Annotated in this window: 31 protein-coding genes; 28 read left to right on the top strand and 3 right to left on the bottom strand. The window is 43.3% G+C overall.

Annotation, left to right across the window (positions count from 1 at the left end):
* Positions 1–58 precede the first annotated feature (58 nt).
* The 25 genes from VIG27_RS16350 (at position 59) to VIG27_RS16230 (ending at position 17,712) form a co-directional block, all read left to right on the top strand.
* A complete protein-coding gene (locus tag VIG27_RS16350) occupies positions 59–1,117 on the top strand; it encodes a phage minor capsid protein (RefSeq protein WP_394523678.1) in 1,059 nt (352 codons plus the stop codon).
* Positions 1,118–1,258: 141 nt separating this feature from the next.
* Positions 1,259–1,867, top strand: a complete 609-nt coding sequence (locus VIG27_RS16345) for a phage scaffolding protein (RefSeq protein ID WP_394523677.1) — start codon at positions 1,259–1,261, stop codon at positions 1,865–1,867.
* A gap of 20 nt (positions 1,868–1,887) precedes the next feature.
* Positions 1,888–2,847, top strand: coding sequence for a major capsid protein (locus tag VIG27_RS16340; RefSeq protein WP_394523675.1), 960 nt, complete (start codon positions 1,888–1,890; stop codon positions 2,845–2,847).
* A gap of 13 nt (positions 2,848–2,860) precedes the next feature.
* Positions 2,861–3,118: a hypothetical protein gene (locus VIG27_RS16335; RefSeq protein ID WP_394523674.1), complete on the top strand. Its 258-nt coding sequence runs from the start codon at positions 2,861–2,863 to the stop codon at positions 3,116–3,118.
* 1 nt (position 3,119) lies between these two features.
* Positions 3,120–3,506, top strand: a complete 387-nt coding sequence (locus VIG27_RS16330) for a hypothetical protein (protein ID WP_394523673.1) — start codon at positions 3,120–3,122, stop codon at positions 3,504–3,506.
* Positions 3,507–3,609: 103 nt separating this feature from the next.
* A complete protein-coding gene (locus VIG27_RS16325; RefSeq protein ID WP_394523672.1) occupies positions 3,610–3,849 on the top strand; it encodes a hypothetical protein in 240 nt (79 codons plus the stop codon).
* Complete coding sequence (locus VIG27_RS16320; protein WP_394523671.1) at positions 3,849–4,229, top strand: hypothetical protein; 381 nt, start codon at positions 3,849–3,851, stop codon at positions 4,227–4,229. Before VIG27_RS16325 ends, VIG27_RS16320 begins: the two co-directional genes overlap by 1 nt.
* On the top strand, positions 4,229–4,633 hold the full coding sequence (locus VIG27_RS16315; RefSeq protein WP_394523670.1) for a phage tail terminator protein: 405 nt from the start codon (positions 4,229–4,231) through the stop codon (positions 4,631–4,633). Before VIG27_RS16320 ends, VIG27_RS16315 begins: the two co-directional genes overlap by 1 nt.
* 10 nt (positions 4,634–4,643) lie before the next feature.
* Entirely contained in the window at positions 4,644–5,093 is a 450-nt protein-coding gene (locus VIG27_RS16310) for a phage tail tube protein (RefSeq protein ID WP_394523668.1), read from the top strand.
* 93 nt (positions 5,094–5,186) lie between these two features.
* Positions 5,187–5,483, top strand: a complete 297-nt coding sequence (locus tag VIG27_RS16305; RefSeq protein ID WP_394523667.1) for a hypothetical protein — start codon at positions 5,187–5,189, stop codon at positions 5,481–5,483.
* Between the two features lie 37 nt (positions 5,484–5,520).
* Positions 5,521–5,817 (top strand): Gp15 family bacteriophage protein, encoded by a 297-nt coding sequence (locus VIG27_RS16300; RefSeq protein ID WP_394527630.1) that lies wholly within the window; start codon positions 5,521–5,523, stop codon positions 5,815–5,817.
* A 194-nt stretch (positions 5,818–6,011) separates the two neighbouring features.
* Positions 6,012–9,401 carry a hypothetical protein gene (locus tag VIG27_RS16295; protein WP_394523666.1) on the top strand — a complete coding sequence of 1,130 codons (3,390 nt, stop codon included), beginning with the start codon at positions 6,012–6,014 and terminating at the stop codon, positions 9,399–9,401.
* 14 nt (positions 9,402–9,415) lie between these two features.
* Positions 9,416–9,802 (top strand): DUF6711 family protein, encoded by a 387-nt coding sequence (locus VIG27_RS16290; RefSeq protein ID WP_394523665.1) that lies wholly within the window; start codon positions 9,416–9,418, stop codon positions 9,800–9,802.
* A 10-nt stretch (positions 9,803–9,812) separates the two neighbouring features.
* Positions 9,813–11,780 (top strand): tail fiber domain-containing protein, encoded by a 1,968-nt coding sequence (locus VIG27_RS16285; protein WP_394523664.1) that lies wholly within the window; start codon positions 9,813–9,815, stop codon positions 11,778–11,780.
* A gap of 61 nt (positions 11,781–11,841) precedes the next feature.
* Positions 11,842–12,234, top strand: coding sequence for a hypothetical protein (locus tag VIG27_RS16280; protein ID WP_394523663.1), 393 nt, complete (start codon positions 11,842–11,844; stop codon positions 12,232–12,234).
* 67 nt (positions 12,235–12,301) lie between these two features.
* Positions 12,302–12,475, top strand: a complete 174-nt coding sequence (locus VIG27_RS16275) for a hypothetical protein (RefSeq protein WP_394523662.1) — start codon at positions 12,302–12,304, stop codon at positions 12,473–12,475.
* Complete coding sequence (locus VIG27_RS16270) at positions 12,475–13,593, top strand: hypothetical protein (protein WP_394523660.1); 1,119 nt, start codon at positions 12,475–12,477, stop codon at positions 13,591–13,593. Before VIG27_RS16275 ends, VIG27_RS16270 begins: the two co-directional genes overlap by 1 nt.
* Positions 13,593–14,420 carry a hypothetical protein gene (locus tag VIG27_RS16265; protein WP_394523658.1) on the top strand — a complete coding sequence of 276 codons (828 nt, stop codon included), beginning with the start codon at positions 13,593–13,595 and terminating at the stop codon, positions 14,418–14,420. Before VIG27_RS16270 ends, VIG27_RS16265 begins: the two co-directional genes overlap by 1 nt.
* A 368-nt stretch (positions 14,421–14,788) precedes the next feature.
* Complete coding sequence (locus VIG27_RS16260; protein ID WP_394523656.1) at positions 14,789–15,256, top strand: DUF2829 domain-containing protein; 468 nt, start codon at positions 14,789–14,791, stop codon at positions 15,254–15,256.
* 86 nt (positions 15,257–15,342) lie between these two features.
* Positions 15,343–15,786 carry a hypothetical protein gene (locus VIG27_RS16255; protein WP_394523655.1) on the top strand — a complete coding sequence of 148 codons (444 nt, stop codon included), beginning with the start codon at positions 15,343–15,345 and terminating at the stop codon, positions 15,784–15,786.
* A 2-nt stretch (positions 15,787–15,788) separates the two neighbouring features.
* The gene (locus tag VIG27_RS16250) at positions 15,789–15,920 is read left to right on the top strand and encodes an XkdX family protein (RefSeq protein ID WP_394523654.1); all 132 of its coding nucleotides are present in this window, start codon (positions 15,789–15,791) and stop codon (positions 15,918–15,920) included.
* 21 nt (positions 15,921–15,941) lie between these two features.
* A complete protein-coding gene (locus VIG27_RS16245; RefSeq protein ID WP_394523653.1) occupies positions 15,942–16,259 on the top strand; it encodes a hypothetical protein in 318 nt (105 codons plus the stop codon).
* 17 nt (positions 16,260–16,276) lie between these two features.
* A complete protein-coding gene (locus VIG27_RS16240) occupies positions 16,277–16,570 on the top strand; it encodes a phage holin family protein (protein WP_394523652.1) in 294 nt (97 codons plus the stop codon).
* 72 nt (positions 16,571–16,642) lie between these two features.
* A complete protein-coding gene (locus VIG27_RS16235; RefSeq protein WP_394523650.1) occupies positions 16,643–17,425 on the top strand; it encodes a M15 family metallopeptidase in 783 nt (260 codons plus the stop codon).
* A gap of 110 nt (positions 17,426–17,535) precedes the next feature.
* Positions 17,536–17,712: a hypothetical protein gene (locus VIG27_RS16230; RefSeq protein WP_394523648.1), complete on the top strand. Its 177-nt coding sequence runs from the start codon at positions 17,536–17,538 to the stop codon at positions 17,710–17,712.
* Positions 17,713–18,016: 304 nt separating this feature from the next.
* On the opposite strand, the gene VIG27_RS16225 is transcribed toward VIG27_RS16230, so the two are convergent.
* Both VIG27_RS16225 and VIG27_RS16220 read right to left on the bottom strand, forming a co-directional pair.
* Positions 18,017–18,304 carry a hypothetical protein gene (locus VIG27_RS16225; protein ID WP_394523647.1) on the bottom strand — a complete coding sequence of 96 codons (288 nt, stop codon included), beginning with the start codon at positions 18,302–18,304 and terminating at the stop codon, positions 18,017–18,019.
* Positions 18,305–18,469: 165 nt separating this feature from the next.
* A complete protein-coding gene (locus VIG27_RS16220) occupies positions 18,470–18,754 on the bottom strand; it encodes a transposase (RefSeq protein WP_394523646.1) in 285 nt (94 codons plus the stop codon).
* 112 nt (positions 18,755–18,866) lie between these two features.
* Between VIG27_RS16220 and VIG27_RS16215 the strand changes: the two genes are divergently transcribed.
* Entirely contained in the window at positions 18,867–19,349 is a 483-nt protein-coding gene (locus VIG27_RS16215; RefSeq protein ID WP_394523644.1) for a hypothetical protein, read from the top strand.
* Between the two features lie 35 nt (positions 19,350–19,384).
* Here VIG27_RS16215 and VIG27_RS16210 read toward each other — a convergent pair whose 3' ends face one another.
* The gene (locus VIG27_RS16210; protein WP_394523643.1) at positions 19,385–19,705 is read right to left on the bottom strand and encodes an antibiotic biosynthesis monooxygenase family protein; all 321 of its coding nucleotides are present in this window, start codon (positions 19,703–19,705) and stop codon (positions 19,385–19,387) included.
* 472 nt (positions 19,706–20,177) lie between these two features.
* Between VIG27_RS16210 and VIG27_RS16205 the strand changes: the two genes are divergently transcribed.
* Entirely contained in the window at positions 20,178–20,960 is a 783-nt protein-coding gene (locus VIG27_RS16205) for a M15 family metallopeptidase (protein ID WP_394523642.1), read from the top strand.
* Positions 20,961–21,024: 64 nt separating this feature from the next.
* Positions 21,025–21,261, top strand: coding sequence for a hypothetical protein (locus VIG27_RS16200; RefSeq protein ID WP_394523641.1), 237 nt, complete (start codon positions 21,025–21,027; stop codon positions 21,259–21,261).
* The last annotated feature ends 85 nt before the right edge of the window (positions 21,262–21,346 follow it).

Raw genomic sequence — 21,346 nt, 5'->3', positions numbered from 1 at the left:
CTAACTCGGCAGTTTAAGGCGCAAGGATACAAAGTGTTTTCAAATGGCAGGTGATTCCATGAATGAATATGATATCACTGCCGCCTTTGAAGTCATAGAGCAGAATCTGATCGCTTCCATGATCCGAAACATGGATCGGCACCGGGCCGAGGAACTGAAAGAGGGATATGATTGGTCCATGTGGCAGGTAGAGCAGCTGAAGGCATTGGAGAAGTATAAGCTGGAGAACCAGAAAAAATACAGCAAACAGTTTAAAAACATCAATGTTCAGATCGGAGAGCTGATCTGGCAGGCCAGACAAAAGGGAGGGTTAAAGCAGGAAGCACAGATTCTCCGGGCTATTAAAAACGGCTTTAAGGGCTATAAGCCCGCATCAGCAGCCATGCAGGCAGAGTTTTTCAAGCTGAATACCCGGAAGCTGGAAGCACTGATCGAAGCAACCACTCACGACATGGAAAAAGCGGAAACAGCAGTTTTGCGAATGGCTAATGATCAGTACCGCAAGGTCATTTTTAATGCCCAGGTGTATGCCAATTCTGGGGCCGGAACCTATGAAAAAGCGGTGGACATGGCCACCAAGGATATGCTCTCACGCGGCCTTAACTGTATTGAGTACAAGAATGGTGCTCGTCATACCCTGACAGACTACGCAGATATGGCAATCCGTACAGCCAGCAAGAGAGCATACCTGCAGGGAGAAGGGGAGAAGCGTCAGGAATGGGGAATCAGTACCGTTATTGTGGCAAAGCGCGGGAATCCCTGCCCTAAGTGCCTTCCCTTTGTAGGGAAAGTCCTGATTGATGATGTATGGTCAGCAGGAAAAGCTGGTGATGGTCCATATCCTCTAATGAGTACTGCCATAGCGAGGGGGCTTTACCATCCAAGGTGCAAGGATAGCCATACCTCTTATTTTTCTGGCATTTCTACAGCAGAAGATACCTGGACAAAGGACGAACTAAAAGGCATTGAGCAGAAGTACAAGCAGGAGCAGAGTCAGCAGTATACCAAGCGGCAGGCAGATAAGTATGGCAGGCTGGCAGAGTATTCCCTGGACAGCGAGAATCAGAAGCAATATAAAATTAAAGCTAATGAATGGGAAAATAGAGTCAATAGATAAATGTTTAAAGTTGCGACCGTCGCAACAGATCGGAGGCAGTATGCACCGGATAAGAGAGGATCCGATATAATTAAATATCATTAAAGATAAAGCGCGCAGGATATTCTGGGCTTTATTTTATTGCAAAGAAAGGATGAGATCATGAAAAAAGAAGATTTTATTGCGCTGGGAATCAGCGAGGATCAGGCAGCCAAAGCGGCAGAGGCTTCAAAAAAGGAACTGGAATCCTATGTACCTAAAGCTGATTACGATACAGTCAATCAGGCAAAGGGACAGCTTGAAAAGGATATCAAGGACAGGGATAAGCAGCTGGAAGATTTAAAGAAAAACAGTGGGGACAATGCGGAACTGAAAAAACAGATTGAAACTTTGCAGGCAGAGAACAGAGCGGCCGTAGAGAAAAATGAAGCAGACATGAAAGAGTTGAAACTTTCTACTGCTATTAAGCTGGCCATTGCCGAGTCTGCTCAGGATGCAGATCTGGTGGCAGGCTTATTTGATAAGTCTAAGCTGATTCTTTCAGATGATGGGAAAGTAACCGGCTTGGAGGAGCAGCTAAAATCCATCAAGGAATCAAAGCCTTTCCTGTTTAAAGAGACTAAGCCAGGTACAGATCCGAAGCCAGGCTTCCGTCCTCTTGGTGTTCCCGGTCAGCAGTCCTCCCAGGGAGGAACCAAAACCGATGATGGAAAGGTAAATATGAAATCCGCCATTGAAGCAGCACTTCAGGCGCAGATGCCATCTAAATAAAATTAAGGAGATGAATAACTATGGCTATTACGTTAGAAGAAGCAAGAAAAAATGTGCAGGATGACCTGCAGATCGGGGTGATTGATGAATTCAGGAAATCCAACTGGATTCTGGATCATATTATCTTTGATGATGCCGTATCCCCAACCGGAGGCGGAGCAACCCCAACTTATTCTTACACCAGGCTGAAAACACAGCCTACAGCCCAGTTCCGTGAGATTAATAAGGAATATACGCCCCAAGAGGTTATTAAGGAACGTCATTCTGTTGATATCAAGGTATTTGGTGGATCCTATCAAATTGATCGTGTGATTGCCAATATGGGCGGTATCGTATCTGAAATTGACTTACAGCAGTCCCAGAAAATTAAGGCAGCCCAGGCATTATTTAATGATACGTTTATTAACGGTGACAGTGCGGTAGACAGTAACGCTTTTGATGGTCTGGACAAAGCCTTGACTGGAAGTTCCACGGAGTATAATGCAGGTGAATCCGTCATTGATTTATCCACCTCCGAGTTGGTGACGGATAACTTTCAGTACTTCCTAGATATGTTAGATGAATTCCTTCGTGGTCTTGATGGAGAGCCGTCTTTCATTGCCGGCAATACCAAATTGATTTCTAAGCTGAGAGCCTGTGCAAGGCGTGCTTCTATGTATCAGGTAACAAAGACTGACTGGGGGACCAACGTGGAATCCTATGGAAACATTCCGTTTGTGGATCTTGGAACAAAGCCAGGGACCAATGATGAGGTCGTAGGCATTGACGCAACCAACGGAACCACATCCCTTTTTGCGGCAAGGCTGGCGCTGGACGGACTCCACGGTGTGTCATTTGCAGGAGTAGCACCCGTGCAGACCTGGCTTCCTGACTTTAACACAGCAGGAGCAGTAAAGACGGGTGAAGTGGAAATGAATGCAGCAATCGCCCTAAAGGCTTCCAAAGCAGCCGGTGCATTCCGTAATATCAAAGTAAAATAAGGAGGGATTATCTATGAAAGTATATGCACCCAACAAACAATATACAGGTACATCTGCCAGCGTACCTTTTTGCAACGGAGTGGGAGAAACAGATAATCCCCACCTGTTAGAATGGTTTCGCAGTCATGGTTATGAGGTGGAGAATCTGCCGGAAGAACCAGAAGCGGATGTAAAAGAAGAACAGCCCACAACCGAAGCGGAAGACCCAGGAAAGGAACCGGGCAAGGAAACAAAGAGAGGAAAAGCTGCCGGCCAGAAAGCAGGTGAGTAAGATGGCCTATATCCCCTATGTAACAGCGGAATATTATAAAGAAACCTATAAAGGCAGCACAGTGCCGGAAGAAGACCTGGAAAGGTATCTCCGACAAGCCAGCCGCCACATTGATTCCCTGACCTACAACCGTATTGTGGGCCGGGGTTTTTCTTCTCTGACGGAATTTCAGCAGGAAGTCATTCAGGAAGTGATCTGTCGGCAGGCCGATTTTGAATATGAGAATGCCGATGAGATCAGTACAATTCTTTCCAGCTATAGTCTTAATGGTGCATCAGTTCAGTTTGGTAGTTCTTGGAACGTATTTACTGACAAGGGTATTGCTATGATGCGTGATGTATATGCTCTGCTGTCCCAGACTGGCCTGTGTTGCCGCTTAGCGAGGTGAGCCTATGAAATACCCATGTTTAGTGCCGAAAAGCCTGTGTAAAACAGATATCAAGGTACACCTTGAAAGTGAAGAAATTAACAACTTGGGAGAGCCTAAATATATGGCAGATCTGGAGTTAAAGTGCAACTTCCAGGATAAAGCAAAGACAATCTTTACCGCAGAAAAGAAACTGGTCCAGATCACCGGGACGGCCATGTTCCCCGGCGATATTGCGCCAGACTTCCCATCTCTAAGTGGGGGTACCGTTACTGTATTTGGGGAAGAACGGCGCATTGAGCAGGGAACCAAGAACCGGAATCCGGATGGAACAGTTAATTTCTGCACATTGGAGGTGGTTTGATGCAGGTGAAATCAACGGTTAAGATGAACTTGCCACGTATCAAACAGCTGTCACAGGCGGCAGTAAAAGCCTTGGAAATGACAGCGGAGGCATTACATACAGAAGTACTTCAATCGGAGATCATGCCTTTTGACACCGGCAATCTTCAAGATGAAAGTACTTTTGTTGATTATTCCGATTCCTACAAAGGGAAGGCCCAGCTTGTAACTAGCACGCCTTATGCAAGGAAGTTGTATTTTCACCCGGAATACAACTTCCAGAAAGATGAAAATGCATTTGCAAGTGGCCAATGGTATGAACCGTGGCTGCCGGGGGGAATCAGTGAAGATTTTACACCAAAAGCATTTAAGAAGTTTTACAAGAAAGCAGGTGGCGTGTGATGCTGGCTCTAAAAGATATCAGGCAGTATATATCCAGTTTGAATATTGCTGCAGATGATAATGTCTATATTGGCAAGCTGGATAATAAAACTCAAAAATCTATTGGAGTTTACAGTCGCCCAACGTCTGGCCCGGCCGATATTGCCATTGGCGGATTAGAATGCACTACCTATGATACGAAGTCCGTTTGCCTGCTCATCCATTGGAACAAAATTAAGGATGAGACGGAGAAAGCGGCCTATGATTTATTTGAGAAGCTAAGAAGTGTAACCAGCCTATCCATAGGGGATACCCACATCAATTACTTGCGTCTGATGGTTCCTGAACCGCAGGATGTTGGATCGGATGATGGCGGGGTATACGAATATGTGATATGGCTGGATTTTATTTATCAGAGAAAGTGAGGCATGAAAAATGTCAGAAGCAGCAACAGTGTTTCCAGTACACAACAACAAATTTAGATTTGGAACAAAGGGATTAAAAAGTACAGAAGCTGATATGGTGATGCCGAAGGATTTAACGAACTTTGCCCCCGCAATCGACAATACAACCGATGAATGGTATGCCATGGACGCAGGCGGTTGGGCGAAAAATGCAGTAGTCGGCAAGAAACTTAGCTTTTCCTTTCAGGGAAAGAGAAGTGTTGGGGATCCGGGGAATGACTATATAGCCAGCCTGTTTATGGCCATGGGTGAGGATGCTATGACAAAGTTTGAATGGGAAATGGTATCCGGAGCAAAATTGGCCTTTGATTGTGTCATTAATGTGACTACCCCGGGCGGCGGAGACACCGCAGCGCTTGATACGCTTGAATTTGAGGTGGTTTGCTATGGCAAGCCAAATTTTACCCCAGCGGGAGCGTAGAGCCTGCGCTGCCCGCAGAACCGGAAGAACCAGAAGAAGATATCGGGCCAGAGGGATAGGACCTGGCTCTTTTTTGAGAGGAGATAAAAAAACATGGCAAAAGTAGTTGATATCACAGAGAAGCTGACCTTTGACGGAAATCCCTCATTGGTCATTAAAGGAAAGAAGCTGGAGGTAAATGCCGATGCGCCCACTATGTTAAAGGTTATGGGGCTCATGAGTACAGGGCAGTCAGGGCTGAGTGAGACTTTAAAAACCTACGACTTGATGTTCCCGGAAAAATCCCAGAAAGAAATTGAAAAGTTGAAGTTAAGTTTTCAGGATCTGACTGTGGTAATTCAGGAAGCAATAGGGCTGATAACCGGGGAGGACGTCGACCAGGGAGAGTAGTGACCCGTACTACGATTTATTTGAGGACTGGGATTTAATTATTTCCAGCTTCCTTTCGCAGTACGGGTTGAGAATACGCACCAAAGAGTTTGAATCGGTGAGCTGGGATGAATTCAAGTCTCTGCTTACAGGAATTGATCCGGAAACCCCTCTGGGCCGAGTTGTGGCAATTCGATCTGAAACAGACAAAAATGTAATTAAGCATTTCAGCAAAGATCAGAAGCGCATTTATGATGAATGGAGAAACCGAAAGGCCGAAGCAATGACTCCGGCTACCTATGATCAGGAAATGAAACTCTTGGAGCAGACGTTTGCGCAGATGTGTGGGGGGTGATTGAAATTGTAAAAGAAAAAATAAAAGTGAAATGCCCGCATTGCGGTTATCCGGTAAATGTTTTTCATACCAAAGATGCCGTCTGCAAAGGGGTTTTTCTAAAATGCAAAAACAAAGATTGCAAGAAAGAATTTGAACTAAGAATCTAAGACGCTGTGCCGATGTGCCTGTCTCGTTAAAGGCAGGTGATATTTATGGCTGACAGTGTGGGTCAAATTGGCCTTGATCTTGTAGTTAATAAAAACAGTTTTGATAAGCAGATGGCCGGCATTCAGAAAACGGCAAGCAAAGCAGGCAGCTCTCTAGCATCACAGATGTCGGGTTTCGCGGCTAAAATAGGCGGGGCTTTGGCTGCCGCTTTTGCGGTCAAAAAGATTGTTGAGTTCGGTGCGTCCTGTATTGATCTGGGTTCTGACCTGCAGGAGGTGCAGAATGTTGTTGATGTGACATTCCCTAAAATGTCCCAGCAGGTAAATGATTTTGCAAAGAACGCAGCACAGTCATTTGGTTTGTCCGAGACAATGGCTAAGAAATTTACCGGTACCTTTGGGGCAATGGCTAAGGCTTTTGGATTCTCTGAGAGTGCGGCCTATGACATGTCCACAACTTTAACCGGTCTGGCCGGTGACGTGGCATCCTTTTATAACATTTCCCAGGACGAGGCATATACAAAGCTGAAATCCGTATTCACAGGGGAGACGGAGACGCTTAAGGACCTGGGCATCGTAATGACTCAGAATGCCCTTGATGCCTATGCTTTGGCAAATGGCTATGGAAAAGTAACATCCAAAATGTCTGAAGCTGAAAAAGTAGCTTTACGGTATAAGTTTGTACAGGATCAGCTATCTCTGGCTTCCGGAGATTTTATCCGGACCAGTGACGGTTGGGCCAATCAAGTCCGAGTGCTAAAACTACAATTTGATTCCTTAAAGGCAACCATTGGCCAGGGGCTTATCAATGTCCTTACTCCGGTGATTAAGGTAATCAATGCTATTATAGGGAAGCTGATGACTCTTGCGAATGCCTTCAAAGCCTTTACGGAGATGATTACGGGAAAGAAGGGCGGCGGTGGAGTATCGGATGCGGCAGCTGGCATAGGTGCGGTTACCGATGCGGCAGACAATGCTTCTAATGCAGTTGGGGGCATTGGAGATGCGGCAAAGAAAGCCGGAAAACAAGCAAAAGAAAGTTTATCAAGCATTGATAAGCTGAATGTTATGACCACTTCGGATTCTAAATCGGGTGGTACCGGGGCAGGAGGTGCAGGGGTTCCGGATCTTGGAGATCTTTCCGGAGGAGAATTGTTTTCCAATGTTACCGTTAGCCCTGCGGTAGATAAAGCAATACAGGGTGTTGTGGAAAAGCTAACCAATGCTTTTAAAGAAGGCGATTATGAAAAAGTAGGATCTATCATCAGCAATGGCCTTACCAATGCTTTAAATCGTATTAACTGGCCTTCCATCTATACTGGTGCAAGCAACTTCGGTCAGGGATTGGCTGAATTCTTAAATGGACTTATTACACCCGATCTATTTGGTTCGGTAGCAAGGACTATTGCGGGTGCACTCAATACCGCAATGTACGCAGCACTTTCTTTTGGCGAAAATTTTGACTGGTCGAACTGGGGAAATTCCATTGCAAGCGGCGTTAATAACTTCTTCTTGACCTTTGACTTTGCTTCCGCAGGGCAGACGATTAATGTCTGGGTCAAGGGATTGCTAGACACAATGATAGCTACCCTGGATAACACGGACTGGTCTCTGATAGGTACTAAGATCGGAAAATTCCTTGAATCTATTGATTTCCTCGAAATAGGAAATAAAGTTGGAGAATTAATTTGGAAAGCTATAAATGCAGGCATTGAGCTTTGGGGGGCTTCCTTTAAGGCGGCACCTGTTGAAACAACAATACTTACGGCCTTTGGACTTTTACAATTTACGGGGCTTGGAAAGTTACTGTCTGCAAAGATAATGACTTCTATAAGTAAAGGACTGACATTTTCCGGTATTGGGAAATTACTGGCCAAGGCATTTCCAAGCAGTACCATTATGACTACCATAACTACAACTATGGCTGAAACAGGGGCTTCTTTGCCGTCTGTATTATCAGGTCTAATATTGACTCCTATACGGACGTTTTTTACAGTGACAATACCTGGAATGTTAAGCGGCGCAATAAGTGGGTTAGGAACAGCCATAGCAAGCGGAGTTGCCGCTCTTGCGTCGGCACTTGGGATCAGCGTAGCAGCAGCCGGTGCGCTGGTTGTGGCAGCAATCGCAGCTGTGGTCGCCACTATCGTTTACACAGTTACTCACTGGGATGAAATAAAAGAGTTCTGGACAAAGAAAGTGCCGGATTGGTGGAACAATACCGTGATTCCATTTTTCGAGAGTATCCCAGAAAAATTATCGGCGGTGTGGGAAAGCGTTAAGACAAAAGCTTCTGAAAAGTGGGATAGTTTATTACAGTATCTATCGGGAATTCCGGATAAAATAGGGACGGTCATAGACAACGTAGTGAAATGGTTTGATGAACTTCCCGGAAAGATCGGTTATGCAATCGGCTTTGCGATCGGGACCGTGGCCACATGGGTTCTTAACATGATTTCCACTGTGACAACGGAAGTTCCTAAAATAATCAGCGCTGTAATAAAGTTTTTCACAGAGCTCCCGGGCAAGATATGGGATAAGATTCTTGTGGTAAAGGATAAGATCGTAGAGTGGGTAACAACAATGATTGCGGTTGCTTCAGTAGAAGTACCAAAGATCATTGAAAAAGTCCTGACCTTCTTTGCAGAACTCCCAGGCAAAATCTATGATAAGATCGTAGCTTTTAAAGATACGATCGTCAAATGGACAACGGACATAATCAGCTGGGTCGGTACGAACATACCGAAGGCCCTAAACGCCATTGTGGGCTGGTTTAATAAACTCCCAGGAAAATTGGTGGACGTAGGCAAAAATATGATAAAGGCCATATGGAACGGCCTGCTATCCATGGGAGACTGGCTGCAGAACAAAATGGGAGAGTTCTTTGGGGGAATCGGGGACGGAATCAAAGACGCTATGGGTATAGGTGGAGGGTCCTCAGTTTCTGTATCTCCTGTTTCCGGTTTTGCATCTGGTGGGTTTCCTAACAAAGGCCAGATGTTTGTGGCCAGAGAGAGCGGGCCGGAGTTAGTTGGACAGATTGGAAACCGGACGGCCGTTGCCAATAACATGCAGATCACAGAGGGGATTTCCCGAGCGGTACAAAGCGGCATGAGATCATCTCTTACCCCGCTGATATCCAGCGTAAGGAATCTGGTAAGTAGCACAACTCCACAGCTCGCTATGGTGGGGAGCGCAAGGCCAGGCGGAACAGAAAGCTCCACCCAGGGGTTATTATCTCAGTCGGATCTGATGATGGGAGATAGCATATCAAAGACAGAACTGCTTATGCTATTGCGGGAAATGAAAGCCTTTTTAAAGAAAATCAGTGAGAAGGATCCACAGGCAGCTCCTACCGCAAAAGAAATGTTTGAAGCAGTAAGAGGCCAGAATGACATCTTTAAAGGCAAGACCGGCGAATCAGCATTTACATAAAGGGAGGTGAGCTTATGGCAACGAACTACAGGGGATATCTCATGAAGGTATCAGGAAACATTGTGTCAGGAAGGTTTTTTCAAAACTATAAATCAATACCAAACCGACAAACGGACTTAAATCCCTGGACGGATGCAACCGGATTAACTCACCGCAACGTCCTTCCGCATAGGAAGACTACAATTACTTTCACCACTCCACCTTTGTGTTTGGAAGATAAAATCGAATTGCAGGAGCTGTTCCCGGACCGAACGCTTGTCAGTATTGAATACTGGAATGATGAAACAAATGATTATGCAACCGGGAATTTTTATATACCTGACGTGGAGTTTGATATTTTAATGCCATATGAAAACACAGTCTTGTATCGGCCCATCACTTTTGAGCTCATAGAATATTAGGAGGAAAACCATGATTCATATTCCCGAAGAAGTAAAAAATTTGTATCGAAGAAATAATATATCCGATCCAACGGTAAAGACAGCCAGATTGAGGTTTTTCGATGGAGAAATAGATCTGCTCTATCCCGGAGAAGATGTTTGGCCATCTGACGACCTGTTCCCCGTAGATGACACGCCTATGCTTTTGGTTGATGGGGACCGGATATCATCAGAAACATTTGTCCTCGAGCAGGCCCTGTGTGATAGCAATGCCCTAAAATTTGGGCAATGCAGTTCAGCAATGATGGAAATTGTTGTTTCAGACGTCACCTTGGATGTGACGGGGAAAGAATTTGCCCTGTCCGTAGAAGTAGGGGACTATGAAATGATGCTTGGGATATACAAAGTGGACAGCTTTGTAAGGCAGGTGGACGGGAGCAAGAGAAAGATCACAGCATTCGACCGCATGAGGAAATTTGATATTGATGTGGCTGATTGGTATAACAGCCTGACATTCCCCCTGACCTTGAAACAATTTCGGGATTCCCTTTGTGAGTTTGTGGGAATCAAGCAGAAAGACGTTACTCTTCCGCTGGACGATATGCAGGTAGCAAAGACGATTGACCCGTCCCAGATATCCGGCCGAGATATAATGAAAGCCATTTGTGAAATTAACGGGTGTTTTGGCCAGATTGATGTAGCGGGAAAGTTTAAATATGTTTTCCTGGGAGCATCTGGTCTTTATCCGTCAGAGGAACTTCACCCTGCAGATGATTTGTTCCCCTCCGAACTGGAGGGAGAAACTCTTTCATATTACAACCCATCAGGGACCACCTATGAAGATTTCCTGGTGTACGGTATCGACCAGGTCCAGATCAGACAGGAAGAAGGGGATGTAGGAGCCGTATACGGTGGTGGAAAGAACGCTTATACCATACAGGGTAATTTCCTCGTCTACGGCAAAAGTGCGTCAGAATTGATGAATATAGCGGCCACAGCGTATGATCAAATATCGGGGAAGATTTACAGGCCGTGTAAGATCGTGACAGCCGCGCTTCCCTGGGTGGAACCGGGAGACGGAATCATCTGCTATACATCTGATGATGTGATTGAGACTTATTGTCTGAAACGAACCTTAAAAGGCATTCAGGCCATGACAGACACCTACGAAGCCCAGGGCACTAAGGAGAGAAAACAGAACTTTGGAATTCCCATGCAGATCATACAACTGGAAGGAAAAACGGCTGTTATAAAGAAGTCTGTAGAAGAGGTATCTGTCAGGGTATCGGACCTCAAAGAAGAAACGGAAACCAAGTTTATTCAAACAGCAAAGCAGATCCTTGCAGAAGTGACCAGGGCGCAGCAGGCAGAAGCGTCATTGCGGATTAGAGCGGATCAGATAGCTATGTCTGTAACCAGCCTTGCTAATGAAACTAATTCAAAATTTGAACAGACAGCGGAGCAGATATCATTAAAGGTGAGTAAGGGTGATGTTTCTTCTCAACTTTCTATTGAACCGGACGATATTATCCTTAAAACAAACCGTTTGTCATGGGAATCTAACTATTCTAGCATGACAAAGGACGGAGTATTAACCTGCCGGAATATCAGAGCGATAAACGGTACTTTCTCCGGAAACTTGGAATCAGAAACATTTTATGCGAATGACGATGCGGTTGGGTTTGGAGACTATTATGTTTCTGTTGACGGAACAAATTTATTAAGGTCAAAAAATGGCTGGGTACAAATAAACACCAATGACAGGCCATCAGGAAGCCCAGGAGGGAGAATGGCTTCCTTGTTTATTGGCGGAGACGGATATACTGGCGTCACAATAACTGGAACTGGCAGAGTCAACTGCGGGGATGTTAAATGCGGAGATATTTTATTTAAAGACTCATGGTCTGCAGGATATACCGCACTAGATATGTTCAAGCAGATATATAATAGATTAAGCCAGTTAAGAAATTTCGTTGATATGGGCAGTTGGGATGATTAATTACGATACTTGACTTTTGTACATGCTAAAACTATAATGAACAAAAAAGGAGGGGAATACGATGAAAAAAATATTTAGAATACTATCCGTCTCTTTACTGTTTTGTTTATGCGTTTCCTTTTTGTCGTTTGCTGGAAAAGAGGGGTTATCTGCTTCCGGAAGTACATCAAAGGGAATAACTTGGAAGTATTATACTGGAGATGATGATGAAAATGGATACCCCATTTATTTAAAAAACCAGTGGAGACAATTTGAAAGTGGATGGTGTTATTTCGGAGAAGATGGTTTGACCATGCCAGGTTCTTGGGCGTTAATAAATGAAAAATGGTATTACTTTGATGAGAACAGCCTTATGCTCCACGACACCACAACACCCGACGGTTACACAGTGGGCCCTGATGGAGCTTGGGTAAAAGACGGTCAGGTAGTTATTGAGGCTGTAACCAATAATTAAATAAAATATTACACAGAGCGAGGATTGATTCCCCGCTCTTTTTGTATGCCTGAAAGGAGGTAAAATCTTGAAAGTACTCACATTTACAGAGGAACAGGTTTTGCAAATGAAATACATGCTTAACGGAATTACTGTTATAGGAATCCAGAATGCAAGGCAAGTATCTGCTATTGCGCAGGTACTAGAATCCGGAATGCCTGGAGAGATAACGGAACCTGAAAAGAAAGAAGGTGAAGGCTAATGGCTTTACAACCATATTATAGAATTACTGATTGGCAGAATGAACCTTCTCAAAAGACGGCCATCAATCGAACCAATCTACTAAAGATGGAAAACGGGATTAAAGAAGCTGACAACCGTCTTGTACTGATGGACACAAACAAGGCAGATAAATCCATGGTCAATGCCCTGGTTAAAGATATTGATGTTGATGTTGATGCCGGAATATGGACAATAACCTATCAAAACGGATCAGTAAAAACTTTTGATCTGGACATTGAAAGAGTGGTCACAAACTTTGACATCAACGACGATAATGAACTGGTTCTTACTTTGGCAGATGGTACGCAGAAAATAATTGACCTTACCCGGTTTGTTTATTCTGTGGATAGCACACCTACTATTTCACTAAAGATTATGAACAGAACCATTACTGCTGAAATTGTGGCTGGGTCCGTGACTATGGAAAAACTGGATGCTGCTATACAGACAGAGTTCCGGCAGTATATGCTTGATACCCAATCAGCCCGGGACGCAGCTCTGAATTATCAAAAGTTTGCGAAACGGTACACATTGGGGGATGAATCTTTTCCCGGAAGCGAAACAGATAATGCGAAATATTACTATGAACAGGTAAAAGAGGATGCAGCCACTTCCGGAGAAAATGCCCAGCTTGCGGCTGACAGTGCGGCGGTATCCACGACCCAAGCGGGGATAGCCACAACAAAGGCAGCAGCGGCAACGTCGGCAGCAAACCAGACGGCAGCCGATGTTATAACCACCACACAAAAAGCAACAGAGGCGGGGAACAGTGCACAGGTGGCAAGGGATAAGGCAACCGAGGCAGGGACCAGTAAGACGGAAGCAGAGCAGAGTGCAGCTGAAGCGCAGGCCAGCGCAGATACAGCGAAGCGGTATGCGGTAGGAGGTGTGGTGCCGGCTGATGCAGAAGACAATGCAAAGTGGTACTGGCAGCAGGTACAGGATCTGAAAAAGCAGATTGACCATGTGGCAAAATTGTCAATTCCCCGATTTTGGGTTGACCCAAAAACAATGCAGTTAAAAAGTACCTTTTTGGCTAAAGGCATGACCTTCCGGCTAGAAAAAGGGAAGTTTATAGGAAAGGAGATTGCGACTTAATGGACGAAACAGAAGTAATTTATGGGACCATAGGAACGGTGCCCATGGGGGAATTCGATCCGGAGGTAAAATATGAGCTATTAAATTTGGTTTCCTATGATGGCAGCAGCTATGTAGTACATACAGATCCCCCGGTCGGTACTTTACCAACGGATACGAACTACTGGCAGTTATCAGCTCAGGGAACCAGTAAAGCTACGGTAAGCACACCAGGAACAGTTAAGCCGGACGGTGTAACAACAGAAGTGGACAGTAATGGCACTTTAAGTGTAAAGACTGCCACACAGACTGCCGCCGGCATTGTCAAGGGCAGCGCAGGGATAAAAGTGGGAGAGGACGGCAGCATTGATGTAAACACCATCTTTGAGCAGGCGGCGGAGTTGGCCAATATTATAGCAGGGGAAGCGATTGCTTCTGCACTTGGTAAAATTGCTAAATCCATAGCAGTCACCATGGGATTGAATGAAAATGCTCTGCTCAAAAATATGCTCACAAATATGGATACGAACGATCAAAATAAAATACCTACATCGGCCTTTGTCCATAAACTCTGTGAGAGAATTGGCATGGGTGAGGACTTGGACATCGGGGATAATTTAACGGCGGGACTTAATGAGTTAAATAGCAATTTAACAAGTTTAACTGGCAAGTTTACATTAGAGACTGGGGCACAAAAATTTGTAGCTGGTTATGATATAGCTAACGATACAGTATACATACAGGTCCATGTTGGGTCAGGCAAAATATATCAGCTTGCGATTAACTCTAATAATATAAAATATGCAAAGGTTGATAATGGCACATGGACAACTCTATGGACTAAATGATTAATTTAAAAAAGTTGATGCCATGTTCCGACTGTATAATTTGTTCCATTTGTGGTTGCCATTCTCGCTATATATACATGGTCACCGTATAATTGATATGCCGTAAGCCACACAACCCAACTACCTTGCGATGGTGCGAAGGCTTGAAAAATAAATTCTTCCTTATCGTCGGGCGTATAGGCTCTATTTACTACAGCATATAAACCGCTACGCCGGATTAGGTCTAGCCATTCGATTGGTACCGCATCTTTATTAAGCTTCTGGTCCATTGAAGTATTCACATCTGTAATATTGGCTTTCAATGCTAAATTGCTATTTAGCGTAGAACCGGAGCTGTCCGAAAAACAGCAGAAAGAGAGAAAATAAGAATGAAAAAATATATTGGAACAAAAATGTTAGAAGCAAGACCGATGAACAGAGGAAAATATAACGAGTACAGAGGTTGGACGATTCCTGCGGATGAAAATCCAAACGATGAGGGGTATCTTGTAAAATATCAGGATGGATATGAATCATGGTCACCCAAAAAAGTATTTGAGGAATCATACAAGGACTGTGAAGGTATGTCCTTTGGTATTGCTCTCGATTTGGCTAAAAAGGGAATCAAAATTGCCCGTGATGGCTGGAACGGAAAAGGAATGTTCGTAGTGTATCAAAAGGGGTATCCACAAGGCATTCCGTGTAATAAACAAACCGCTGAGGCTTGGGGACTTAACGAAGGTGATCTGTTTAAGTGTGAACCCTATTTGCAAATTAAGATGGTAAATGGATCACATGCTATGTGGGTTCCTTCAATCAATGATTGCTTGGCTGAGGATTGGGTTGTGGCAGAATAATCTATTTACCGAACTAAATAAACTTGTAAACCAGAGCCAAAAGGCTCTTATTTTTATGCCCGAATCGGGCGGAAAGGAATCAATTTATGAATCAAATTGAAAAAATCAAATTTGGCGATCAGGAATTTGAGCTGATTGCTGCAGGTGTGAATCTTGGTGAATCGGGAGGCAGTATTTCCTTCCAGAAAGGGCCAATGACCTTTGATGCAATCGAAGCTGTTTTAAAAGAAAATAGAAGCATAACGCAGATCGGATTATCCGATGAACCGGACTGGACTCGATCAGATCTTGTGTATGCAGGAAAGCTGACTAAACAGTCCGACCAGGTGATTGGAAGTGAGCAGGTGCAGATTGGCACAGATGAAGAAACAAACAAACCGATCTATGAAAACAAGGATATCAAGGGCGATGTGATGACAGCCTATTTCCGCAAGCCTGATCTTACAGAAACCGTAGCGGCGCAGGCAAAAGAAATTGAAACCTTAAAAGCAACCGTTGGAACTTTAGTTTTGTCAAGTCTGGAGGTGTAAATATGTTTGATACATTAATGTGGTTATACGATGGTGGCAAGGGACCGTTGACGGTGCCAATGTTGGCAAATGCGGTTATTAAAAAGTGGATTAGTGAGGACCAGAAAAAAGAGATTATGGCGACTAAAAATTAATGAAACGTAGGAGGTGCTGCCATGACTGAAACGGAGGTTGCCGTTCGATTGGAAGCTCATGAGCATGAAATTAAATCCCTGAAACATCGAATGGAAGATCAGGAAGAACAGAGTAAGACAATCCAGGAATTAGTCCTGGCAGTGAAAGAGTTGGCCATCAATATGCAGGCTATGCTTAAGGAGCAGACAATGCAAGGAGAGGAAATCGCAAAATTAAAATCTGCCCCTGGCGATACTTGGAGCAACGTCAAACGAGCAATTATTAATACAATCGTTGGAGTTGTAGCCGGAGCGTTTGCTACTGGAACAATTTTAATGGTTGCGCAAAATTTAAAATAGGAAAGAGAGGATTTATTATGGAACAGATTATGAATTATGTAAAACCGGAACTTATCGTAGTGGCAGTGGTACTTTATTTCATGGGACTTGGAATTAAACAAAGTCAGACAATTAAGGACAAATACATCCCGCTGATAAATGGTGCGGTAGGTATTGTTTTATGCGGAATCTATGTCCTGGCCACAAGCAGCTGCCAGACCGGCCAGGAAATTGCTATGGCAGTATTTACGGCCATTACTCAGGGGGTACTGGTTGCCGGATTAAGTACATATGTAAATCAGATTATCAAGCAAACTGGAAAAAAAGATTGACTTGTTACAATGTTGCAATTTTAGGCCTGGGTATATCCTGGGCCTTTTCTTAATTATTGGAGGAATAAATAAATGAGAGATATTACATTATGCCATCCAAGGCTTCAGGTGCTGGCGGCACAGCTTGTAGAAGAGTGTAAAAAACAGGGATTAAAAATTGCCATAGGAGAAACGTTCCGGACCGTAGCAGAACAGGACGCACTTTACGCCCAGGGAAGAACAAAGCCAGGGAAAAAAGTAACCAATGCCCCCGGAAGCTCCTACAGTTCCTATCATCAGTGGGGAACTGCCTTTGACTTTTATCGGAACGATGGACAGGGAGCATATAAGGACACCGATGGCTTCTTCCGTAAGGTTGGTGCGATTGGAGTCAGTATTGGCCTGGAATGGGGAGGAAACTGGAAGTCACCGGTCGACAAGCCACACTTCCAGCTTCCGGACTGGGGCAGTTCAACCAGCGGAATCAAGCAATATTATAAGAACCCAGAAGAATTCATGAAGACATGGTCTAAGGTAGAAGTGGCCCAGGTTAAGAAATCTGGCTGGAAAGAAGAGGATGGAGGCTTGCGTTACTATAACGGAGATACCGGTTTGCCTGTCTGTAATGACTGGGCGAAGGTTGATGGCAAGTGGTACTGGTTTGACGGTTCCGGGCTTATGGTCACAAATACCTGGTATAAATACAAAGGGGAATGGTATTACCTGGGTCCGGACGGTGCGATGTGTAAATCTCAGCTGGTAGAAAACTCTGGTAAAATTTACGCTGTGGACGCTGATGGCAAAATGATCACAAAGCCGGTGACGCTCACTCCTGATCAGGATGGCGCGTTACAGTGGCCGGGACTGGCGAGATGAGTCTAATGCTGAACAGATTCACAACTAGTCTATGCGTCCCATATACTACTGTATAAACAAAAAAAATGAGGTGCTTAATATGGGATGTAATTGGAATAATAGAAATAATTGTGGATGTAATTGGAATAATAATTGCTGCAACAATAATAATAATGGATGCAATAACGATCCATGCGAAGAAGAAAAAAGAAGGTGTTATTGTGAAGGCTATCGTGATGGCTGTAACAATGCCCCTTGCCGTTGGAGGAATGAAGACAACTGCTAGTAGGCATTTCATTCTATTGTAAATAACTCATTCTTGTACTAATATATCAATGGACGTTCTGTGTTGCATTTTCGTGTTGCATAGTTGCGAAAAAGTGCAACATGAGCTGAAAAGTAGCTCCACATAGAGAAAGATAAAAACACCGGGAAACCTCGTATTTATAAGGAATCCCGGTGTTTACTGGTTTTTCCGTCAATGCCTATTTACGGGTTCGAGTCCCGTCTCGCGCTCTTATTGATGAGTAGCTGGAATCTTGATTTTACAAGGATTTCCAGCTCTTTTTTGATTTATAAAAATGTCTTTTTGGGGTAGACTGGGGGGAGACATTAAACCGCTAAGGATTTTTCCATATTGTTTTCATTTTCAACACTGGTTTTCTGGTTAAAGCAGTAGTTTTTTAGAGTGGGGCGTTCGTCCATATGACCCACCTGTTTCTGTATCTCATTGATGTTGATACAACCATCAAGAAGAGAAGAAATATAGGCTTTCCGTATCTTTTGAATGCTTTTACTGAATATATGGATATAATCCCGGTATTTACGAATACGGGTAGCTTCCCGTCTGGCAGGATACCATGACCCGTCTGGACGTCGCAGTTCCAGTTTCTGAACCATTTTCTAAATATGTAAGTATTTCCTGTATGGGAAATGTCGGTCTTTTTTATTGCCGCAAGCTCTCATAAGCATAATCCTAATTAAAAGGCCAGTGGAATTGCTAAAGCAGATGTACAGCCCATTTCCTAAAAATCTTACCATGCTTTACACTCAATTAATGGGTGTTCATTGGTAAGAAATACTTGTGTCCCATTTTACGGCTGTTGCATAATCAAGGTACTGGCGAATAATTATGAACATGTTATAGTATTGGGTTTTAGTCGGTTCCTTGTCTCTTACTTTATTCAATGCCAATACTTTGACTCGAGATAAATCTTTAATCCATTTATAAATAATTACATTTGAGACACCATATTCGGGACTGAGGTAGCTGACAGAACTACCTGCTTTAGACATAATTACTAATTGCTTTTTAAATTCATCCGTATATCGGATACCGTTTTGAGACATTGATTAACACGAACCTATCATATTGATATTTTAGCGTGTTAAACTTTTCATATCCACACATAAATACTAACACCAACTACCAACTATCAGTGTTAAGCGGGTAGTTTTTTTATTGTCAAAAATAGAAAGAGGATTAAAAAATTCAGATCAGAATGAAATGGAGAAGATTGTAACTCCACTAATGGAGCAATTAGGTGATCAACTGTACCGGTTCCCTTGGGAGAGGGAACGCAAGGAGGATCTGCAAGATATTTGGTCCCATTGCAAAATGGAGCAGTATGTATCCGGTATCTTAAATACATATAACCAACGGGGAATATGGTTTCCGGTATCGAAACAACTGACAGAGCCAAACACAGATGTTCTGATAGCAGTATATAATTTTGGAGAGGGTATTTTTACATTGCTGGATTGTTTGGTAGAGAGTAATGGAAAACTGATGTGGAGTACATTTAATGATGCAACAGAACGGGTGCTTGCGTGGAGGTCATTGCCAGAGCCGTTTAATCCAGAAAAATTGGAATTTCCCAGAGTACTATCCATAAAAGAGAGTAGCCGACATAACCTGATGAAGATTTTATCGGCTGAAGTATGAACATGAAATTTGTTCGTTCTCGTCTTAACAGAAAGCTAAAAAGGAAAAGAGTTATCATACTCTACCTTGCAGATTCGGATGGTGTATTCTTCGTACCATTTTTGTTTGCCTAAAGATTTTGCATGCATATGTAAAGCGTTCATCTTCCATTTTTCTATGCTCTCTAAAGAAGCCCAATATGAAACGGTTATTCCTATTCCATCTTCATCTCTTACGCTGTCGGCTCCTAAAAATCCGTCCTGCTTTGCAGCTTCTGTTACCATTGTTTGTGCCGTTTCGGAATAACCATTATCGCCGGGACTTCTTTTAGATTTGAAAATAACGGCGTAATAAGGCAAATCGAATATTTTGCTCATGCTTTAGCCCTCCTAATTAAATTGTTGTAAACATTTTTTTATTATACGCTAATTTACTATACATAACAACCAAATTAACTTCTGAGCAATTTCGAGGTAATGACAAATTACCTTTGGAGGTGACTTCTAAACAAAACTGATATATATATATAATATTGTTTCCTATATTTAGATTGTAAGGAAAAATTCATTATTATTCATTAAATTTCAATTAATGTATATATGATATATATATAGTAAAAATCTTAAAAGCGTTTGTTATAAAAAGATTAAAAATTTTAAATTTATTGTATCAAATTATATAACTTTTTATATATGCATTTCATTTAATTATACTTATGATGATTAAAACTTTGCTGAGGTTTTGTCAAATTACCGTATTACTCAATTGTTGGAATTTTGTTTTGTTCCGATTTTTTACAGTGGCAGCATGTGTTCTGAGGGCAAATATTTTAATAAGGAAGGTGATATTATGAGAGATATTACATTATGCCACCCAAGGCTTCAGGTGTTGGCTGCAAAGCTGGTAGAAGAGTGCGGCAAACAGGGGTTAAAAATTGCCATAGGAGAAACGTTCCGGACCGTAGCAGAGCAGGATACACTTTACGCAAAGGGAAGAACAAAGCCAGGAAAAAAAGTAACCAAGGCCCCCGGCAGTACATACAGTTCCTATCATCAGTGGGGAACTGCCTTTGATTTTTATAGAAATGATGGACGGGGAGCATATAATGACACCGATGGCTTCTTTCGGAAGGTTGGTGAGATTGGAGTCAGTATTGGCCTGGAATGGGGCGGGAACTGGAAGTCACCGGTCGACAAGCCACACTTCCAGCTTCCGGACTGGGGCAGTTCAACCAGTGGAATCAAGCAATATTATAAGAACCCAGAAGAATTCATGAAGACATGGTCTAAGGTAGAAGTGGCCCAGGTTAAGAAATCTGGCTGGAAAGAAGAGGATGGAGGCTTGCGTTACTATAACGGAGATACCGGTTTGCCTGTCTGTAATGACTGGGTGAAGGCTGACGGCAAGTGGTACTGGTTTGACGGTGCCGGGCTGATGGTAAAAAATACCTGGTATCAATACAAAGGGGAATGGTATTACCTGGGTCCGGACGGCGCAATGTGTAAATCTCAGCTGGTAGAAAACTCTGGTAAAATTTACGCGGTGGACGCTGATGGCAAGATGATTACGGAGCCGGTGACGCTGACACCTGATCAGGATGGGGCGCTGCAATATCCAGGATTGGCTAGATAAGCTTAATGCTCAACAAATTCACAACTAGTCTATTCATTCCATATACTACGATATAAACGAAAAAATGAGGTGTTTAATATGGGATGCAACTGTAATAATAATAGAAATAAGTGCTGCGGCAATCGGAATAATAATTGCTGTAATAATAATAATTGCTGTAATAATAATAGATGCAATAATGATCCTTGTGCAGAAGAAAAAAGAAGGTGTTATTGTGAAGGCTATCGTGATGGCTTTAACAATGCTCCTTGCCGTTGGAAGAATGAAGACAATTGCTAGCAGGCATTTCTTCCTATTGTAAATAACCCATTCTTATGCTAATATATTCATGGTCGTTCCGTGTTGCATAGTTGCGAAAAAGTGCAACATGAGCTGAAAAGCAGCTC

This window comes from Lacrimispora sinapis, assembly GCF_043633585.1.
In the GTDB taxonomy this organism is placed as follows: domain Bacteria; phylum Bacillota; class Clostridia; order Lachnospirales; family Lachnospiraceae; genus Lacrimispora; species Lacrimispora sinapis.
The sequence above is the reverse complement of the archived record's forward strand: the minus strand, read 5'-3'. Positions and strand labels throughout refer to the sequence as shown.

Bases quoted from the DNA above. Each gene is read 5' to 3' on its own strand.
- VIG27_RS16350 (WP_394523678.1), top strand. From the start codon at position 59: ATGAATGAATATGATATCACTGCCGCCTTTGAAGTCATAGAGCAGAAT.
- VIG27_RS16345 (WP_394523677.1), top strand. From the start codon at position 1,259: ATGAAAAAAGAAGATTTTATTGCGCTGGGAATCAGCGAGGATCAGGCA.
- VIG27_RS16340 (WP_394523675.1), top strand. From the start codon at position 1,888: ATGGCTATTACGTTAGAAGAAGCAAGAAAAAATGTGCAGGATGACCTG.
- VIG27_RS16335 (WP_394523674.1), top strand. From the start codon at position 2,861: ATGAAAGTATATGCACCCAACAAACAATATACAGGTACATCTGCCAGC.
- VIG27_RS16330 (WP_394523673.1), top strand. From the start codon at position 3,120: ATGGCCTATATCCCCTATGTAACAGCGGAATATTATAAAGAAACCTAT.
- VIG27_RS16325 (WP_394523672.1), top strand. From the start codon at position 3,610: ATGGCAGATCTGGAGTTAAAGTGCAACTTCCAGGATAAAGCAAAGACA.
- VIG27_RS16320 (WP_394523671.1), top strand. From the start codon at position 3,849: ATGCAGGTGAAATCAACGGTTAAGATGAACTTGCCACGTATCAAACAG.
- VIG27_RS16315 (WP_394523670.1), top strand. From the start codon at position 4,229: ATGCTGGCTCTAAAAGATATCAGGCAGTATATATCCAGTTTGAATATT.
- VIG27_RS16310 (WP_394523668.1), top strand. From the start codon at position 4,644: ATGTCAGAAGCAGCAACAGTGTTTCCAGTACACAACAACAAATTTAGA.
- VIG27_RS16305 (WP_394523667.1), top strand. From the start codon at position 5,187: ATGGCAAAAGTAGTTGATATCACAGAGAAGCTGACCTTTGACGGAAAT.
- VIG27_RS16295 (WP_394523666.1), top strand. From the start codon at position 6,012: ATGGCTGACAGTGTGGGTCAAATTGGCCTTGATCTTGTAGTTAATAAA.
- VIG27_RS16290 (WP_394523665.1), top strand. From the start codon at position 9,416: ATGGCAACGAACTACAGGGGATATCTCATGAAGGTATCAGGAAACATT.
- VIG27_RS16285 (WP_394523664.1), top strand. From the start codon at position 9,813: ATGATTCATATTCCCGAAGAAGTAAAAAATTTGTATCGAAGAAATAAT.
- VIG27_RS16280 (WP_394523663.1), top strand. From the start codon at position 11,842: ATGAAAAAAATATTTAGAATACTATCCGTCTCTTTACTGTTTTGTTTA.
- VIG27_RS16270 (WP_394523660.1), top strand. From the start codon at position 12,475: ATGGCTTTACAACCATATTATAGAATTACTGATTGGCAGAATGAACCT.
- VIG27_RS16265 (WP_394523658.1), top strand. From the start codon at position 13,593: ATGGACGAAACAGAAGTAATTTATGGGACCATAGGAACGGTGCCCATG.
- VIG27_RS16260 (WP_394523656.1), top strand. From the start codon at position 14,789: ATGAAAAAATATATTGGAACAAAAATGTTAGAAGCAAGACCGATGAAC.
- VIG27_RS16255 (WP_394523655.1), top strand. From the start codon at position 15,343: ATGAATCAAATTGAAAAAATCAAATTTGGCGATCAGGAATTTGAGCTG.
- VIG27_RS16250 (WP_394523654.1), top strand. From the start codon at position 15,789: ATGTTTGATACATTAATGTGGTTATACGATGGTGGCAAGGGACCGTTG.
- VIG27_RS16245 (WP_394523653.1), top strand. From the start codon at position 15,942: ATGACTGAAACGGAGGTTGCCGTTCGATTGGAAGCTCATGAGCATGAA.
- VIG27_RS16240 (WP_394523652.1), top strand. From the start codon at position 16,277: ATGGAACAGATTATGAATTATGTAAAACCGGAACTTATCGTAGTGGCA.
- VIG27_RS16235 (WP_394523650.1), top strand. From the start codon at position 16,643: ATGAGAGATATTACATTATGCCATCCAAGGCTTCAGGTGCTGGCGGCA.
- VIG27_RS16225 (WP_394523647.1), bottom strand. From the start codon at position 18,304: ATGGTTCAGAAACTGGAACTGCGACGTCCAGACGGGTCATGGTATCCT.
- VIG27_RS16220 (WP_394523646.1), bottom strand. From the start codon at position 18,754: ATGTCTCAAAACGGTATCCGATATACGGATGAATTTAAAAAGCAATTA.
- VIG27_RS16210 (WP_394523643.1), bottom strand. From the start codon at position 19,705: ATGAGCAAAATATTCGATTTGCCTTATTACGCCGTTATTTTCAAATCT.
- VIG27_RS16205 (WP_394523642.1), top strand. From the start codon at position 20,178: ATGAGAGATATTACATTATGCCACCCAAGGCTTCAGGTGTTGGCTGCA.
- VIG27_RS16200 (WP_394523641.1), top strand. From the start codon at position 21,025: ATGAGGTGTTTAATATGGGATGCAACTGTAATAATAATAGAAATAAGT.